Raw genomic sequence first — 16,494 nt, 5'->3', positions numbered from 1 at the left:
ACCGACACGTGAGACCACGCCTAGAGACGGTGCCGTGCGAAGTCGCCCGCCGCGAGTACCGTGGCACTGCCCCACGACTGCGAGGACCCTCCTTGAACGTCTCTGCCGCTCACCGCCCCGACGCCACCGAGGCACTGACCGCCGCCCTGCGCGAGCGCGTGCTCGTCCTCGACGGCGCCATGGGCACGATGATCCAGCGCCGCCGCCTCGAGGAGGCCGACTACCGCGGCGAGCGGTTCGCCGACTGGCCGAGCGACGTCCGCGGCAACAACGACCTGCTGAGCCTGACCCAGCCCGACGTCATCCGCGAGATCCACCGCGAGTACCTCGAGGCCGGCGCGGACGTGGTGGAGACCAACACCTTCAACGCCCAGCGGGTCTCGCTCGCCGACTACGGGATGCAGGCGCTGGCCTACGAGCTCAACCTCGAGTCCGCCCGGCTGGCCCGCGAGGCCGCCGACGCCGTGGCCACCGACGAGCGCCCGCGCTGGGTCGCCGGCGCGATCGGCCCGCTGAACCGCACCGGGTCCATCTCCCCCGACGTCAACGACCCGGCCGCGCGCAACATCGACTTCGACACCATGGTCGAGGCCTACCTCGAGCAGGCCCGCGGCCTGGTCGACGGGGGCGCCGACCTGTTGCTCATCGAGACGATCTTCGACACCCTCAACGCGAAGGCGGCGATCTTCGCCGCCGAGACGCTGTTCGAGGAGCAGGGACGCCGCTGGCCGGTCGTCATCTCCGGCACGATCACCGACGCGTCCGGCCGCACGCTCACCGGCCAGACCACCGAGGCCTTCTGGAACTCCGTGCGGCACGCGCGTCCGCTCATGGTCGGGCTCAACTGCAGCCTGGGCGGCAAGGAGCTGCGCCCGTACGTGGCCGAGCTCGCCCGGGTGGCCGACTGCTTCGTGCACGCCTACCCCAACGCCGGACTCCCCAACGCGTTCGGCGAGTACGACGAGGCGCCCGACGACACCGCCGGCACGGTCCAGGAGTTCGCCGAGAGCGGTCTGGTCAACCTCGTCGGCGGCTGCTGCGGCACGACGCCCGAGCACGTGGCGGCCATGGCGCGCGACGTCGCCGGGGCGAGGCCGCGGGTGCCGAGCGCGGTCACGCCGGCGCTGCGCCTGTCGGGCCTGGAGCCGCTGACCGTCGACGACGACTCGCTGTTCGTCAACGTCGGCGAGCGCACCAACATCACCGGCTCGGCCCGCTTCCGCCGGCTGATCAAGGAGGGCGACTACACGACCGCGCTCCAGGTGGCCCGCCAGCAGGTCGAGAACGGCGCGCAGGTCATCGACGTCAACATGGACGAGGGCATGATCGACGGCGTCGAGGCGATGGTGCACTTCCTGCGCCTGGTCGGCTCCGAGCCCGACATCTGCCGCGTGCCGGTGATGATCGACTCCTCCAAGTGGGAGGTCATCGAGGCCGGCCTCAAGAACGTCCAGGGCAAGAGCATCGTGAACTCGATCTCGCTCAAGGAGGGCGAGGAGGCGTTCGTCGCCCACGCCCGGCTGTGCCGCAAGTACGGCGCCGCCGCGGTGGTCATGGCCTTCGACGAGGACGGCCAGGCCGACTCGCTGGAGCGCCGCCAGGAGATCTGCGGCCGCGCCTACCGCATCCTGGTCGACGAGGTCGGCTTCCCGCCCGAGGACGTCGTCTTCGACCCCAACGTCTTCGCCGTCGCGACGGGCATCGAGGAGCACGCCACCTACGGCCAGGACTTCATCGAGGGCGTCCGCTGGATCAACGAGAACCTGCCGCACGCGCGCACGTCCGGCGGCATCTCCAACGTCTCGTTCTCCTTCCGCGGCAACAACGCCGTGCGCGAGGCGATCCACGCCGTCTTCCTGTTCCACGCCGTCGAGGCGGGCCTCACGATGGGCATCGTCAACGCCGGCGCCCTGGTGGTCTACGACGACGTCGACCCCGAGCTGCGCGACCGCATCGAGGACGTGATCCTCAACCGGCGCCCGGACGCCGGCGAGCGGCTGCTCGAGATCGCCGCCGAGCACGCGGGCGACGGCTCGGTCGAGGAGGCCGCGGTCGAGCAGTGGCGCTCGCTGCCCGTCGCCGAGCGCATCACGCACGCCCTGGTCAAGGGCATCGACGACCACGTCGAGGCCGACACCGAGGAGCTGCGGGCCGAGCTCGCCGACCGCGGTGCCCGGCCGATCGAGGTCATCGAGGGCCCGCTCATGGACGGCATGGGCGTCGTCGGCGACCTGTTCGGCGCGGGCAAGATGTTCCTCCCCCAGGTCGTGAAGTCCGCCCGCGTGATGAAGAAGGCCGTCGCCTACCTCATCCCGTTCATCGAGGCCGAGAAGCAGGGCACGAGCACGCGCGACACCGCCGGCACCGTCGTGCTGGCCACGGTGAAGGGCGACGTGCACGACATCGGCAAGAACATCGTCGGCGTCGTGCTGCAGTGCAACAACTACGAGGTGATCGACCTCGGCGTCATGGTGCCCGCGCAGAAGATCCTCGACGCCGCCAAGGAGCACGACGCCGACGTCATCGGGCTGTCCGGCCTCATCACGCCGTCGCTGGACGAGATGGTGTCGTTCGCAGCCGAGATGGAACGTCAGGGCCTGGACCTGCCGCTGCTCATCGGCGGCGCGACGACATCGCGCGCGCACACCGCCGTCAAGGTCGACCAGAAGTACCACGGGCCGGTCGTCTGGGTGAAGGACGCGTCGCGCTCGGTGCCCGTGGTCTCCGCGCTCATGTCCGAGACCCGCCGGGACGCGCTGCTGGCCGAGGTCGAGGCCGACTACGTCCAGCTGCGCGAGCGCCACGCCGGACGTCAGGACAAGCGCCGCCTCCTGTCGCTGGAGCAGGCGCGCGCCCAGGCGACCCCGATCGACTGGACCGGCTACGAGCCGCCCCGCCCGCCGATGCTCGACCAGGGCGTCACCGCCTGTGACGGATGCGGCGCCGAGACCGGCCCGTACGTCCGCCACCTGCACGAGCACCCGCTCGACGACCTGCGTCCGTACATCGACTGGCAGCCGTTCTTCAACGCCTGGGAGATGCGCGGCCGGTTCCCCGACATCCTCAACAACCCGGCGTCCGGCGAGGCTGCCCGCAAGCTCTACGACGACGCCCAGCAGATGCTCGACAAGGTCGTCGCCGAGAAGTGGCTGACCGCGAACGGGGTCGTGGGGCTGTTCCCGGCCGACCGCGTGGGCGGTGAGGACGTCGCGGTGTACGCCGACGAGTCGCGCTCGCAGGTCCGCACGGTGCTGCACCAGCTGCGCCAGCAGACCGAGGGCCGTGAGGGCTCACCGCGACGCAGCCTGGCCGACTTCGTCGCCCCGCACGAGTCCGGTCTGGCCGACCACGTCGGCGCCTTCGCCGTCACCGCCGGCCTCGGCAGCACCGAGCGCATCGCCGCGTTCAAGGCCGAGCTGGACGACTACAGCGCGATCCTGCTCGAGTCGCTGGCCGACCGTCTCGCCGAGGCCTTCGCCGAGCGGCTGCACCAGATCGTCCGCACCGACTTGTGGGCGTACGCGCCCGACGAGGGCCTGGGCAACGACGAGCTGATCGCCGAGAAGTACCGCGGCATCCGCCCGGCCCCGGGCTACCCGGCCTGCCCCGAGCACACCGAGAAGCGCACCATCTGGGAGCTGCTCGACGTCGAGGTGGCGACCGGCATCCAGCTCACCGACTCGATGGCCATGTGGCCGGGCGCCTCGGTGAGCGGCCTGTACTTCTCGCACCCGCAGTCGCAGTACTTCGTCCTGGGCCGGGTGGGCCAGGACCAGGTCGAGGACTACGCCGAGCGCAAGGGCTGGACGATGGCCGAGGCCGAGCGCTGGCTGGGCCCGAACCTGGGCTACGAGCCGGAGGACTGACCGCCCTCCTCGACCGCCCCTCCAGCCCTCGTCCGGGAGCCGTTCGTCACGTCCGTCTCGACGAGCGGACCCGCCCCCCGGCGGGCAGAGTGGGAGCAGTCGATTCATGGAGGTCGCGATGACGAACCAGCTTCCCCCGGCAGGTGCCGCTTGCTAGCCCCGAAGGCCCGTGGCTCGCTCAGCGAGCAGGTGCTCGCCGCTCTCACGTCCGGTCAGGTCTCCCCCACGCTGCGCGACGTCGAGCCCGACGGGCCCGAGGACGCCCAGGTCACGCTGTGGTCGCTGTACGAGCTGCACTACCGCGGCTTCGAGGACGTCGACGACACCCTCGAGTGGCACCCCGACCTGCTCGCCGTCCGGGCCGGCCTGGAGGCCGAGCTCGAGGCCGACCTGCGCGAACGGTGCCCCGAGGTCGACCTGGGCGACGACTTCGCCGCCGGCCTGTTCTCGTTCATCGAGCAGCACGACGGACCGTCCGTCGCCCGCTTCGTGCAGCGCGACGCCACCCACGAACAGGTCATGGACCTGCTGCGCTGGCGCTCGATCTACCACCTGAAGGAGAGCGACCCGCAGGCGTGGGTCGTGCCGCGGCTCTCGCCCGGCCCGAAGGCCGCGCTCATGGAGCTGCAGTACGACGAGTTCGGCAACGGCGACCCGCAGCTGCTGCACGCGCACCTGTTCGCGCAGGGGCTGGCGGCGAGCGGGCTGCGTCCCGACTACGGCGCGTACATCGACGAGGCCCCGGTCGAGGTGCTCGAGGAGAACAACGCGATGAGCCTGTTCGCCCTGCACCGCCGCCTGCGGGCGGCGTCGCTGGGTCACCTGGCGGCGTTCGAGGCCACCAGCTCGGGCCCGTCGCGGCGGATGTCGCGCGGCCTGAGCCGCCTGGGCTTCCCGGCCGAGATGTCGGCCTACTACGACGAGCACGTCGAGGCGGACGCCGTCCACGAGCAGCTCGCCGTCCGCACGATCGCCGGCGCGGTCGTGGCCGAGGACCCGTCGCTGGTGCAGGACGTCGTCCTCGGTGCCTTCACCTGCCTGGACCTGGAGGACCGCTTCGCGGAGGCGGCCCTCGCTCGGTGGGGTGCGGTCGATGCGTGAGCCCACCCCGAGCCCCACGCCGACGGTCGTCATGTGCCCCGGTGGGCCCATGCTGCTGCGCGGCAAGCACGTCGTCGAGGACGCCGACGGCAACCTGCACGAGACCCGGCGACCGGTGAGCGCGGTGTGCCGCTGCGGCAAGTCCGCGCTCCAGCCGTGGTGCGACGGCACCCACAAGGTGCTCCCCGAGCGCGACCGACCCTGAACGGAGACCCGATGACCTCGGTCTGGACCGCTGACCTCCCGCACGACCCGTCCGACCCGCTGGACGACGGCGCCCGTTACGACCACGTGGTCGTGGGCGCCGGCATCACCGGCCTCACCACCGCCCTGCTGCTGGCCCGGGCCGGCGAGAGCGTGTGTGTCGTCGAGGCGCGCACGCCCGGCGCCGTCACCACGGGCAACACCACCGCGAAGGTGTCGCTGCTGCAGGGCACGAAGCTCTCGCAGGTGCTGAGCCGCCGGGGGCCGTCCGTGGCCCGCGACTACGTCGAGGCGAATCGCGAGGGCCAGCAGTGGCTGCTGCGGTTCTGCGAGGACCACGACGTCGACGCGCAGATCCGCCCGGCCGTCACGTACGCGTCGTCGCCGCAGCAGGTCTCGACCGTCCGTCGTGAGCACGAGGCGGCGTCGTCCCTGGGCCTGGAGGTGCGCTGGCACGACCGCCTCGACGTCCCGTTCGAGCTGTTCGGCGCCACCGTGCTGGCCGGCCAGGGCCAGGTCGAGGCCGGCCAGATGGTCACCGCCCTGGCCCGTGACCTGCACGCCCATGGCGGGACGATCGTGCAGGGCACCCGTGTGGCCAAGGTCCGCGTCCACGGCGACGAGGTGCGGGCGGAGGTGACCGACGGACGCACGGTCGTCGGCCGGCACCTGGTCGTCGCGACCGGCACCCCGTTCCTCGACCGTGGCCTGCACTTCGCCCGGCTCGACCCGAAGCGCTCGTACGCGCTGACGTTCTCCGGCGTCCACGCGCCCGAGGGCATGTACCTGTCGGCCGGTCAGCCGAGCCGGTCCGTCCGCGACGTCCCGCGGGCCGACGGCACGCTCCTCATGGTCGGCGGCTCCGGCCACGACGTGGGCCGTGACCCGAGCCCGGCGAAGCACCTGGACGAGCTGCGCGCCTGGACCCAGCAGAACTTCCCCGGCGCGGTCGAGACGCACGCCTGGTCCGCCCAGGACTACTCCCCCGCCGACCACATCCCGTACGTGGGCGAGCTGCCCGGGTCGGGTGGACGCATCTTCGTCGCCACCGGCTACGACAAGTGGGGCATGTCGCAGGGCGTCGCCGCGGCGCGCGCCGTGTCGTCCTGGATCCTCGGCAACGACCCGGAGTGGGCCCGCCCGATGCGGGCGAGCATCCCGACGCTCAGCGGCGCGGCCAAGGCGGCGATGACCAACGCCAAGGTCGGGCTGGAGCTGGCCAAGGGCTACGTCCGCGCCGAGCTGGCCCCGCTCCCCGCCCAGGCCCCGGCCGAGGGCGAGGGCGTCGTCGGCCGTCGGGGCGTCAAGCCGGTCGCCGTGTCGACCGTCGACGGACGCACGTGCGCGGTCAGCGCCGTGTGCACCCACCTCGGCGGCGTCCTGGCGTGGAACGACGCCGAGAAGAGCTGGGACTGCCCGCTGCACGGGTCCCGGTTCGGCGCCGACGGCACCGTGCTCGAGGGGCCGGCGACCCGTCCGCTGTCCCGCACCGAGTCCCCGCGGCCCTGACGCACGTCCCGCCCTGCGCGTCGGCGCGCCGCATCGCGTCCGGCCCGTAGGGTGGAGACGTGGAACCTGAGATCCCCGAGCTCCGCCAGCCCTGGCTCATCGCCTCCTTCGAGGGCTGGAACGACGCGGCCGACGCCGCGTCGGGCGTCGTCGACCACCTGATCGACGAGTGGGACGCCAAGCCGCTGGTCGAGATGGACCCGGAGGACTTCTACGACTTCCAGGTGAGCCGCCCGCACATGGTGCGCGACGACGACGGCAACCGCGTGATCCAGTGGCAGACCAGCGCCATCTACTACGCCTCCCCGCCCGGCTGGGACCGTGACGTCCTGCTCGTGCGCGGCCTGGAGCCCAACTACCGCTGGCGCCTGTTCGCCTCGACGCTCACCGGGCTGGCCAGCCTGGCGGGTGCGACGGACGTCGTGCTGCTCGGCGCCCTGCTGGCCGACAGCCCGCACACGCGCCCCGTGCCCGTGCAGGGCCAGAGCACCGACCCGGTCATGTCCGACCGGCTCTCGCTCACCGAGTCGACGTACACCGGGCCCGTGGGCATCAACTCGGTCGTCGCGGACTCCGCGGCCGAGCAGGGCATGGGCGTCGTCTCGCTGTGGGCGGCGGTGCCGCACTACCTGGCCGAGCCGCCGTGCCCCAAGGCGACGCTGGCGCTGCTGCACCGGCTCGAGGACGTCATGCAGGTGCCGCTCCCCCAGGGCGTGCTGCCCGAGATGTCCGACGCGTGGCAGCGCGGGGCCGACGAGCTGCTCGAGAACGACCCGGACGTCGCCGAGTACGTGCAGGCGCTGGAGAGCGAGCGCGACGAGAGCGAGCTGCCCGAGGCGTCCGGGGACGCGATCGCGCGCGAGTTCGAGCGCTACCTGCGCCGGCGCGGCACCGGCGAGTAGCTAGAGCGCGACGCCCAGCAGGGCGTCCACGACGGCGCGGACGGTGGCGGGCGCCGACTCGTCCGTGCCCTCGGACGCGGCCCACTCGTCGACGATCGTGAGCGCCCGCGGGGCGTCGAGGTCGGACGCCATGGCGTCGCGGACGTCGGCGACCAGCGACCCGGCGTCGGGTCCGGCCGGACGCTCGACGGCGGCGCGCCAGCGGGCGAGGCGCTGCTCGGCCGCCTCGAGGTCACCGGCGAACCACTCCCAGTCGGTGCGGTAGTGGTGGCCGAGCAGGGCCAGGCGGATGGCCATGGGGTCGTGGCCGGCCTCGCGCAGCCGCGAGACGAGCTCGAGGTTGCCCTTGGACTTGCTCATCTTCTCGCCGTCGAGCGCGACCATGCCGGCGTGGACGTACGCCCGCGCGAACGGCTCACCCGTGGCGACCTGCGCCTCGGACGCCGACATCTCGTGGTGCGGGAAGACCAGGTCGGACCCGCCGCCCTGCACGTCGAACCCGGTGCCCAGGTGGTGCAGCGCCATCGCCGAGCACTCGACGTGCCAGCCGGGGCGTCCCTTGCCGTAGGGGCTGTCCCAGGACGGCTCGCCCGGACGCTCGGCCAGCCACAGCAGGCAGTCGAGCGGGTGCTTCTTGCCCTCGCGCTCGGGGTCGCCGCCGCGCTGGGCGAAGACCTCGGCCATCGCGGCCGCGTCGAGGTGCGAGACGTCGCCGAAGCCGGGGTCGGCGTGCACGTCGAAGTAGAGGTCGTCGTCGACGCGGTAGACCGCGCCGGCCTCCTCCAGACGTCCGATCAGGTCGATCACGAGGTCGATCGCCTCGACCGCGCCCATGTAGTGCTGGGGCGGGATGATGCGCAGCGCCGTCATGTCGGTGCGGAAGAGCTCGGTCTCGCGCTCGGCGAGCGCGACCCAGTCCTCGCCGGTGGCGTCGGCGCGCTCGAGCAGCGGGTCGTCGACGTCCGTGACGTTCTGGACGTAGGTGACGTCGAGCCCGCGGTCACGCCAGACCCGCTGGAGCAGGTCGAAGGCCAGGTACGTGGACGCGTGGCCCAGGTGCGTCGCGTCGTAGGGGGTGATGCCGCAGACGTACATGCGGGCGGTGCCCTCGGGGTCGAGCTCGCGGGGCGCGCCGGCGGCGGTGTCGTGCACCTGCGGGGCCGGGCCGCGGCCCAGTCCGAGAGCGTCGAGCGAGGGGATGTCAGGTGCCGACCACGAACGCATGCCCCGAGCCTATCGGGACGTCCGCGAGCCGCACGGCCCCCGCCGCCGCGCCGCGCTCGACGCCGCCCGCGACAATGGCGCACATGATCATCGACTGCGCGGTCTACCGGCACGGCGAGCGGCACGAGGTCGGCACCGACCCGGCCGCCCTCGAGGCCGCGCTCGCCGAGCTGGACGACGCGTGCGACTTCCTGTGGATCGGGATGCACGAGCCCACGCGCGAGGAGCTCGACGCCGTCGCCGGACCGCTGCAGCTGCACCCCCTGGCCGTCGAGGACGCGATCGAGGCGCACCAGCGTCCGAAGGTCGAGCGCTACTCCGACCACCTGTTCGCCAGCGTCAAGACGGTCACCTACCGCGACGACGACGTGCGGACCCACGAGATCAACGCCTTCCTCGGCGAGCACTACCTGCTCACCGTGCGGCACGGCGCGGGCGGCGACCTGCGCGAGGCCCGTCGCTCGGCCGAGCGGGCCGACCACGAGCTCGAGCACGGTCCGGTCGCGGCGCTCTACGCCGTCCTGGACCACGTCGTCGACCAGTACGAGGCGGTCGCCGCCGAGCTCGAGACGGACGTGCAGGAGGTCGAGACGTCGGTGTTCTCGCGCGAGCGGACGTCCGACTCGTCCCGCATCTACCGGCTCAAGCGCGAGACCCTCGAGCTGCGGCGCGCGGTGCTCCCCCTGCGTGAGCCGCTGCACCGGTTCGCCACCAGCGCGATGCCCGAGCCAAGCCGGCCGTACTTCCGCGACGTGTCCGACCACCTCAACCGCGCGTCGGACACGATCGACAACATCGACCACCTGCTCGACAACGCGCTCAACGCGCACCTGGCCCAGCTCAGCGTCCAGCAGAACGCGGACATGCGGAAGCTCACCGCCGGCGCCACGATCTTCGCCGTCCCGACCGCGATCGCCGGCGTGTACGGCATGAACTTCGAGCACATGCCCGAGCTGACCTGGACGTACGGGTACCCGCTGTGCCTGGCCTTCATGGGCGCGGTCTGCGGCTACATCTACTGGCGCTTCAAGCGCTCCGGTTGGCTGTAGGACTCAGTCGCGCAGGCGCGGGCCGAAGGCGTCTAGCACCTCGGGGTCGGGGTCGTTGCCTCCGTCGGCCCATGGATCGTGGGCCCGACGTTCGAGCCAGTCGAGCACGTACGCCGGATCGGTGTGACCGCCGGCGAAGAAAGGGCCGTCGGCGAGGTCGGTGATGCTCGTCCGGTCGGGCACGCGGCACCACCACAGACGCCCGTCATCGTCGTCGTGGACGAGCAACGTGGGTGCCTCGTCCGCGTAGCAGAGGCAGAGCCAGAGCACGTGGGTCGCGGCGACGGACGACCGGTCTTCCCGGCGGGTCGCCCGCGCGTCGAGCCGTGCCTCGATCGGCGCGACCGCGGGATCCTCGGGCACGGCGGGCCGGCGCCGGAAGAACACCATCGCGCGGCCGCTCAGGCGACGCCGGCGGTGATGACGCCCGCGCCCGCCAGGATCAGCACCAGGCTGCCCAGGGCGATCCGGTACGCCACGAACGGCGCGTACGAGCGGGTGCTGACGTACTTGAGCAGCCAGTGGATGACCGCGAGACCGACGACGAACGACACGACGGTGCCCACCAGCGTCGGCACGGTGCCGTACTCGTTCTCGCCGCCCGGGATGTCCTTGAGGCTGAACAGGCCGGCGCCGACGACGGCCGGGATGGCGAGAAGGAACGCGTACCGGGTCGCAGCGGCCCGCTCGTAGCCCAGGAACAGGCCCATCGAGATGGTGGCGCCGGAGCGCGAGACGCCCGGGACGAGGGCCGCCGCCTGGGCGAGGCCGAACAGCACCGCGTGGCCCCAGGTGAGCGACTCGATCGGCCGCGTCTTGCGCCCGACGCGCTCCGCGACGCCCAGCACGACGCCCAGCACGATCAGCGTGGTGCCGATGACCCACAGGTTGCGGAACTCGCTGTCGATGAGGTCCTGCAGCAGCAGGCCGAGGATGACGATCGGCACCGAGCCGACGATGACGAACCAGCCCATGCGCCACTCGAGCGTGTCGCGCGCGTCCGGCTTCGCCACGCCGCGCAGCCAGCCGGTCGCGATCGTCCAGATGTCGCGCCAGAAGTACAGGACGACGGCGATCTCCGTGCCGATCTGCACCACGGCGGTGAACGCCGCGCCGGGGTCGTCCCAGCCGAAGAACTTCGGGAAGATCGCGAGGTGGGCGCTGCTGGAGATCGGGAGGAACTCCGTCAGGCCCTGGAGGACGCCGAGAACCACGGTCTTGAACAGATCCACGGCGCGAGCCTACCGACGCCGTCGCGGGGCGCCCACTAGCCTGGCCGCATGGAGCGACGTCGTCTCGGACGCACCGGGCTGGAGGTCTCGCGCCTCGGCCTGGGCACGATGCAGTGGGGCCGCGGCGTCGACGCGGCGACCGCGGGCGAGCAGCTGACGGCCTTCCTGGACGCCGGCGGGTCGCTCGTCGACACCGCCGCGCTCTACGGCGACGGACGCGCGGAGGGCCTGCTCGGCGAGCTCGTCGACAAGCTCGGCTGCCGCGACGACCTCGAGCTGGTGAGCAAGTCCGGCCTGCGCCGTCGCGGCGAGGACGTCGTCCGCGACACGTCGCGCGGGCACCTGCTCACCCAGCTCGACCGCACGCTGGCCGCCCTCGGCACCGACCATCTCGACCTGTGGCTCGTCCACGTCTGGGACGACGCCACTCCGGCCGAGGAGACGTTCGCCGCGCTCGAGCACGCCGTGCGTACGGGCCGCGCCCGCTACGTCGGCGTCTCCAACTTCAGCGCCTGGCAGACGTCCTGGGCCGCCGGCTGGCTCGCCGCCCGGCCCGACCACGTCCAGGTGGCCGCCACGCAGGTGGAGTACTCGCTGCTGCGCCGCTCGGTCGAGACCGACGTCGTGCCCGCCGCCGCGGCGCACGGGCTCGGCCTGCTGGCCTGGTCACCGCTCGGTCGCGGCGTGCTCACCGGCAAGTACCGCGGCGGCGTCCCCGGTGACTCGCGCGCCGCGCACCCGGAGTGGGAGTCGTTCGTCGGCGCCTACCTGACGCCGGCGCGCTCGCGCATCGTCGAGGCCGTCGCCCGCGCCGCCGAGGGCCTGGACGTCTCCCCCACGCACGTCGCGCTCGCCTGGCTCCGCGACCGACCCCAGGTCGGGTCCGCGCTGCTGGGCGCCCGCACCACCGACCAGCTCGAGCACGCGCTCGCCTCCGAGCACGTCGAGCTGCCCGTCGAGATCGTCCAGGCCCTGGACGACGTCTCCGAAGGAGCGCGCTAGTGGAGTACGAGTTCCGGAACCTGACCATCGACCGGAGCGAGTCGCGCAACGCCGTGCGCAAGCTGCTCACCGACTACGCCGAGTACCAGGGCTGGGAGCTCGCGCGGCTGCGCAAGGACCGCACCGGCAAGCGCACGGTCGTGCTGCGCCGCAAGATCATCCGGATGCGCGCCACCCTCTGAGCACCGGTTCCGTTCTGTGAGCTTGTCGAAGGGGCCCTTCGACAAGCTCAGGGAACGGCGGCCTCAGACCAGGTCGAGGAAGGTGTCGAACACCCGGGAGCCGTGCTCCAGGCTCGCCACCGGCACGCGCTCGTCGACGCCGTGGAACAGCGCGGTGAAGTCCAGGTCGGCCGGCAGCGCCAGCGGCACGAAGCCGTAGGACGTGATGCCGAGCCGGTCCCACGCCTTGGCGTCGGTGCCGCCGCTCATGAGGAACGGCGCGACGTGCGCCGCGGGATCGTGCTTGAGCAGCGAGACCGTCATCGCGTCCACCAGGTCGCCGCCGAACGGGTACTCCAGCGCGTCGTCGGTGTGGTGCAGGTCGACGCTGACGCGGTCGCCCAGCAGCTCCCGGACGGCCGGGACGAAGGTGTCCTGGTGGCCGGGCAGGTACCGGCCGTCGACGTACGCGGTGGCCTCGCCGGGCACGACGTTGTGCTTGTAGCCGGCGGCCAGCATCGTCGCGTTGGTCGAGTTGCGGATGCCCGAGCCGACCATGCGGATCGCCGGGCCGACGTGGCGCAGCACCTCGTCCGGGTCGGTGGACGTCTCGCCGGTCAGCTCACGGATGGTGGCCATGAGGTGCTGCATCGACGGGCCCGGCTCGGCCGGCCAGGCGTGGGTGCCGAGGCGGGCCAGCGCCTCGGACAGGTGCGTGATCGGGTTGTCGTGCTGCTGCATCGAGCCGTGGCCGGCGGTGCCCTTGGCGGTCAGGCGCATCCAGGCGATGCCCTTCTCGCCGGTCTCGAGCAGGTACAGGCGCTTGCCGCCCACCTCGGTCGAGAAGCCGCCGACCTCGCCGACGGCCTCGGTGCAGCCCTCCAGCAGCTCGGGGTGGTTCTCGACCAGCCAGCGGCTGCCCAGGACGCCGCCGGCCTCCTCGTCGGCGGTGAAGACGAGCGTGATGGGCCGGTCGGGGATGCGTCCGTCGCGCTGACGGGCTCGCACGACCGAGAGCAGCATGCCGTCGAAGTCCTTCATGTCGACCGCCCCGCGGCCGTACAGGTGGTCGTCGACGATCTCGGCGGCGAACGGGTCGACCGTCCAGTCGGCGGCCTGGGCCGGCACGACGTCGAGGTGGCCGTGGATCAGCAGCCCGGGACGGGGGCTGTCCTGGTTGCCCCAGCGGGCCACGAGGGTCGCGCGTCCGGTCTCGGACTCCACGATCGTCGACTCGATGCCCACCTCGTCCAGCAGCGTCGCGACGAGCTCGGCCGCCTCGCGCTCGCCGGGACCGGACGAGTCGCCGTAGTTGGACGTGTCGATGCGGATCAGGTCGCGGACGATCTGGACCGTCTCGGACTCCGGTGCGTGCGCCATGTGCCCACCCTAGGCGCGCGGTCGCGAGCCGCGCGCGGACGGCTCAAGCGGCGAGCAGGGCGTCCACGGTGCGGGTGAACAGCAGCCGTCCGGCGAACGCCTCGACCGCTGCCAGGAAACGCGGGACGCCTCGCACGTGGACGTCCTCGCGCCAGGTCAGGTGCGCTCCCCCGTCGGCCCGGGGGCGGACGTCGATCTCGGCCCACCCGCGCACGAGCCGGCCGCGCTTCTCGATGCGGCAGCGACGGGGCGGGTCCCACGAGACGACCTCCATCACGTCGTCGAACCCGACCGGGCCGATGCCCGTGCGCGCGGTGAACCGGTCGCCGTCGACCGTCACCGTGGTCAGCGGGACGACGTCGCCGTGACGGCGCCAGTCGGTCACCCGCTCCCACACCTGCTCGGGAGTGAGGTCGGGGTCACGGTCCACCTGGATGAGCGCCACGCCACGATGGTAGGAACGTGGCGGCGCTCCCGCCCGACGAGAGGACCCCCATGGGCACGATGCCGTTCACGTCCGTCGAGGACGTCAAGCAACAGCTGGCGGACGCCGACTACCTCGCGTCCGACGCGATCGCCACCACCGTCTTCCTGGCCAGCGAGCTGGGCAAGCCGCTGCTGGTCGAGGGACCGGCCGGCACCGGCAAGACCGAGCTGGCCCGCGCCGTGGCCCGGGCCGCGGACGCCGCCCTGGTGCGCCTGCAGTGCTACGAGGGCGTCGACGAGGCTCGCGCGCTCTACGAGTGGAACCACGCCAAGCAGCTCCTGCGCATCACCGCGGCCCGCGACGAGTCGTGGGAGGACACGCGCACGGACGTGTTCAGCGAGGAGTTCCTGCTCCCCCGCCCGCTGCTCACCGCCATCCGGCAGACCGAGCCCACCGTGCTGCTCGTGGACGAGACCGACAAGGCCGACGTCGAGATCGAGGGCCTGCTGCTGGAGGTGCTCGGCGACTTCCAGGTGACGGTGCCCGAGCTCGGCACCATCACCGCGTCCCGCCGGCCGTTCGTCGTGCTCACGTCCAACGCCACGCGCGAGCTCAGCGAGGCCCTGCGCCGGCGCTGCCTGTTCCTGCACGTGGGGTTCCCCGACGCCGACCTCGAGGAGCAGATCGTGCGGCTGAAGGTCCCCGAGCTGGACGACGTGCTCGTCACCTCGCTGGTGCGCGTGGTGGACGCCCTGCGCGCCATGCCGCTGCGCAAGGCGCCGTCCGTCTCGGAGTCGGTCGACTGGGCCCGCACGCTGCTGACGCTGGGCGCCACGGGGCTGGACGCCGACGTCGTCCGCCGGACGCTCAACGTGGTGCTCAAGCACACCCACGACATCGAGCGGGCCACCGCCGGGCTCGACCTCGACACGGTGCTCGCCTCCTCATGACCGGCGCCGCATGAGCACGTCGCCGGACGCCGAGAGCGTCCCCCGCCGCCTGGTCGCGTTCGTCGAGGCGCTGCGGGCCAAGGGCGTCCCGGCCGGACCGAGCGAGACCGTCGACGCGGCCGCCGTGGTGCGCGTGCTGGGGATGCACGACCGCGGCCTGCTGCGCGAGGGACTCGCGGCCGCGCTCGTGCGCCGCGGCGGCCAGCGGGACGTGTTCGACACCGTCTTCGACCTGTACTTCCCGGCCGGCGTCGGTGCCGGCGAGGCCGTGCGCGAGGCCCAGGAGGAGGGCCTGGACCTGGCCCGCCTCCGAGATCGGTTGGCCGAGGCGCTCGCTGACGGCGACGGCGCGGCGCTCGACCGGCTCGCCCAGGTGGCCGTCGACCTGCTCGGCGGTGTCGGCGACCAGGGCAGCGGCGGCTGGTCGGCGTACCAGACGCTCGACCGGCTGGCGCCGCAGACGCTGGTCGCCCGCGCGCTGCAGCTGCGTGGCTCCGGCGGGGCCTCGGCCGGTGCCGGCACGGGCCAGGCGTCCACCTCGGGGTTCACCTCCCGCCTGGACCGGCCCGAGGTGCGCGAGGCCGTCGAGCTGTTCCGCGGACGCGTGCAGGCCGAGGCGCGGCGCCGCACCGCCGAGGTCCGCGGACGTGAGGTGGTCGCCAAGCACGCGGTGCAGCGCAACAGCGACCAGGTCGACTTCCTGGCCGCCAACCACGAGCAGCTGCGCCGGCTGCGGCTCACCGTCCGGCCGCTCTCACGCAAGCTGGCGACCCGGCTCGCGTCCCGCCGCCGGGCCGCCCGGCGCGGACGCATCGACGTCCGCCGCACCCTGCGCCGCGCGGCGTCCACCGGTGGCGTCCCGGTCAAGCCCGCCTGGCAGCGTCCGCGGCCGACCCGCCCCGAGCTCGTGCTGCTGTGCGACGTCTCGGGCTCGGTCGCCGGGTTCTCGGAGTTCACGATGCTGCTCGTGCAGGCGCTGAGCGACCAGTTCAGCAAGATCCGGGTCTTCGCGTTCGTGAACGCCATGGCCGAGGTGACCGACCTGGTCAAGGCCGGAGGCGACGACCTCACCGACCGCATCCGCGCCGAGGCCCGGGTGACCAAGTGGCACACCAGCAGCGACTACGGCGAGGCCTTCGCGGACTTCGTCGCCGACCACCTCGACGCCGTCGGCCCGCGGACGGCCGTGCTGGTGCTGGGCGACGCCCGCAACAACAACCTCGACCCCAACCTCGAGGCGCTCCACCAGGTCGCGCAGCGCTCGCGACGGACGTTCTGGCTCAACCCGGAGGCGGCCGGACGCTGGGGACTGGGCGACTCCGTGGCGCTGGAGTACGCCGACGTGGTGCCCATGCACGAGTGCTGCAACGTCGACCAGCTCAGCCGCTTCGTCACCCGTCTGCTGCCCGCCTGACACACCCGGTCGCCGATGCGAGTTTCCCGGGAATCCGACCTATCCTTGACCGGTGAGCTTCCCCACCCTTCCC

The 16,494-nt window shown here is 72.6% G+C and carries 15 protein-coding genes; 10 read left to right on the top strand and 5 right to left on the bottom strand.

Annotation, left to right across the window (positions count from 1 at the left end):
* Positions 1 to 92 precede the first annotated feature (92 nt).
* The 5 genes from metH (at position 93) to E0W78_RS14935 (ending at position 7,582) form a co-directional block, all read left to right on the top strand.
* Positions 93 to 3,866, top strand: coding sequence for a methionine synthase (gene metH / locus E0W78_RS14955; RefSeq protein WP_131404734.1), 3,774 nt, complete (start codon positions 93 to 95; stop codon positions 3,864 to 3,866).
* Positions 3,867 to 4,016: 150 nt separating this feature from the next.
* Positions 4,017 to 4,967: an iron-containing redox enzyme family protein gene (locus tag E0W78_RS14950; RefSeq protein WP_131404733.1), complete on the top strand. Its 951-nt coding sequence runs from the start codon at positions 4,017 to 4,019 to the stop codon at positions 4,965 to 4,967.
* Positions 4,960 to 5,172: a CDGSH iron-sulfur domain-containing protein gene (locus E0W78_RS14945; protein WP_131404732.1), complete on the top strand. Its 213-nt coding sequence runs from the start codon at positions 4,960 to 4,962 to the stop codon at positions 5,170 to 5,172. Before E0W78_RS14950 ends, E0W78_RS14945 begins: the two co-directional genes overlap by 8 nt.
* A gap of 11 nt (positions 5,173 to 5,183) precedes the next feature.
* Positions 5,184 to 6,680, top strand: a complete 1,497-nt coding sequence (locus tag E0W78_RS14940; protein WP_131404731.1) for an FAD-dependent oxidoreductase — start codon at positions 5,184 to 5,186, stop codon at positions 6,678 to 6,680.
* Positions 6,681 to 6,739: 59 nt separating this feature from the next.
* Positions 6,740 to 7,582, top strand: coding sequence for a PAC2 family protein (locus E0W78_RS14935; protein WP_131404730.1), 843 nt, complete (start codon positions 6,740 to 6,742; stop codon positions 7,580 to 7,582).
* Here E0W78_RS14935 and mshC read toward each other — a convergent pair whose 3' ends face one another.
* Positions 7,583 to 8,806, bottom strand: a complete 1,224-nt coding sequence (gene mshC / locus E0W78_RS14930) for a cysteine--1-D-myo-inosityl 2-amino-2-deoxy-alpha-D-glucopyranoside ligase (protein WP_131404729.1) — start codon at positions 8,804 to 8,806, stop codon at positions 7,583 to 7,585.
* 83 nt (positions 8,807 to 8,889) lie between these two features.
* Here mshC and corA point away from each other — a divergent pair, with 83 nt between their 5' ends.
* On the top strand, positions 8,890 to 9,855 hold the full coding sequence (corA, locus tag E0W78_RS14925; protein ID WP_207392780.1) for a magnesium/cobalt transporter CorA: 966 nt from the start codon (positions 8,890 to 8,892) through the stop codon (positions 9,853 to 9,855).
* A gap of 3 nt (positions 9,856 to 9,858) precedes the next feature.
* Here corA and E0W78_RS14920 read toward each other — a convergent pair whose 3' ends face one another.
* Positions 9,859 to 10,245, bottom strand: coding sequence for a hypothetical protein (locus E0W78_RS14920; protein WP_131404727.1), 387 nt, complete (start codon positions 10,243 to 10,245; stop codon positions 9,859 to 9,861).
* Positions 10,246 to 10,256: 11 nt separating this feature from the next.
* Complete coding sequence (locus E0W78_RS14915) at positions 10,257 to 11,087, bottom strand: undecaprenyl-diphosphate phosphatase (protein WP_131404726.1); 831 nt, start codon at positions 11,085 to 11,087, stop codon at positions 10,257 to 10,259.
* Between the two features lie 48 nt (positions 11,088 to 11,135).
* Between E0W78_RS14915 and E0W78_RS14910 the strand changes: the two genes are divergently transcribed.
* Together E0W78_RS14910 and E0W78_RS14905 are read left to right on the top strand one after the other, a co-directional pair.
* Positions 11,136 to 12,089, top strand: a complete 954-nt coding sequence (locus E0W78_RS14910) for an aldo/keto reductase (protein ID WP_131404725.1) — start codon at positions 11,136 to 11,138, stop codon at positions 12,087 to 12,089.
* On the top strand, positions 12,089 to 12,271 hold the full coding sequence (locus E0W78_RS14905; RefSeq protein WP_019145684.1) for a DUF5703 family protein: 183 nt from the start codon (positions 12,089 to 12,091) through the stop codon (positions 12,269 to 12,271). Before E0W78_RS14910 ends, E0W78_RS14905 begins: the two co-directional genes overlap by 1 nt.
* A gap of 63 nt (positions 12,272 to 12,334) precedes the next feature.
* Here E0W78_RS14905 and E0W78_RS14900 read toward each other — a convergent pair whose 3' ends face one another.
* Together E0W78_RS14900 and E0W78_RS14895 are read right to left on the bottom strand one after the other, a co-directional pair.
* Complete coding sequence (locus tag E0W78_RS14900) at positions 12,335 to 13,630, bottom strand: M20/M25/M40 family metallo-hydrolase (RefSeq protein WP_131404724.1); 1,296 nt, start codon at positions 13,628 to 13,630, stop codon at positions 12,335 to 12,337.
* A 43-nt stretch (positions 13,631 to 13,673) separates the two neighbouring features.
* Entirely contained in the window at positions 13,674 to 14,075 is a 402-nt protein-coding gene (locus E0W78_RS14895; RefSeq protein ID WP_131404723.1) for an SRPBCC family protein, read from the bottom strand.
* A 50-nt stretch (positions 14,076 to 14,125) separates the two neighbouring features.
* Between E0W78_RS14895 and E0W78_RS14890 the strand changes: the two genes are divergently transcribed.
* Both E0W78_RS14890 and E0W78_RS14885 read left to right on the top strand, forming a co-directional pair.
* On the top strand, positions 14,126 to 15,007 hold the full coding sequence (locus E0W78_RS14890; protein WP_131404722.1) for a MoxR family ATPase: 882 nt from the start codon (positions 14,126 to 14,128) through the stop codon (positions 15,005 to 15,007).
* Between the two features lie 10 nt (positions 15,008 to 15,017).
* A complete protein-coding gene (locus E0W78_RS14885) occupies positions 15,018 to 16,421 on the top strand; it encodes a VWA domain-containing protein (protein ID WP_131404721.1) in 1,404 nt (467 codons plus the stop codon).
* Positions 16,422 to 16,494 lie beyond the last annotated feature (73 nt).

This window comes from Aeromicrobium sp. IC_218, assembly GCF_004336805.1.
Taxonomy (GTDB): Bacteria; Actinomycetota; Actinomycetes; order Propionibacteriales; family Nocardioidaceae; genus Aeromicrobium.
This window is presented reverse-complemented; position numbering and strand designations above follow the sequence as displayed.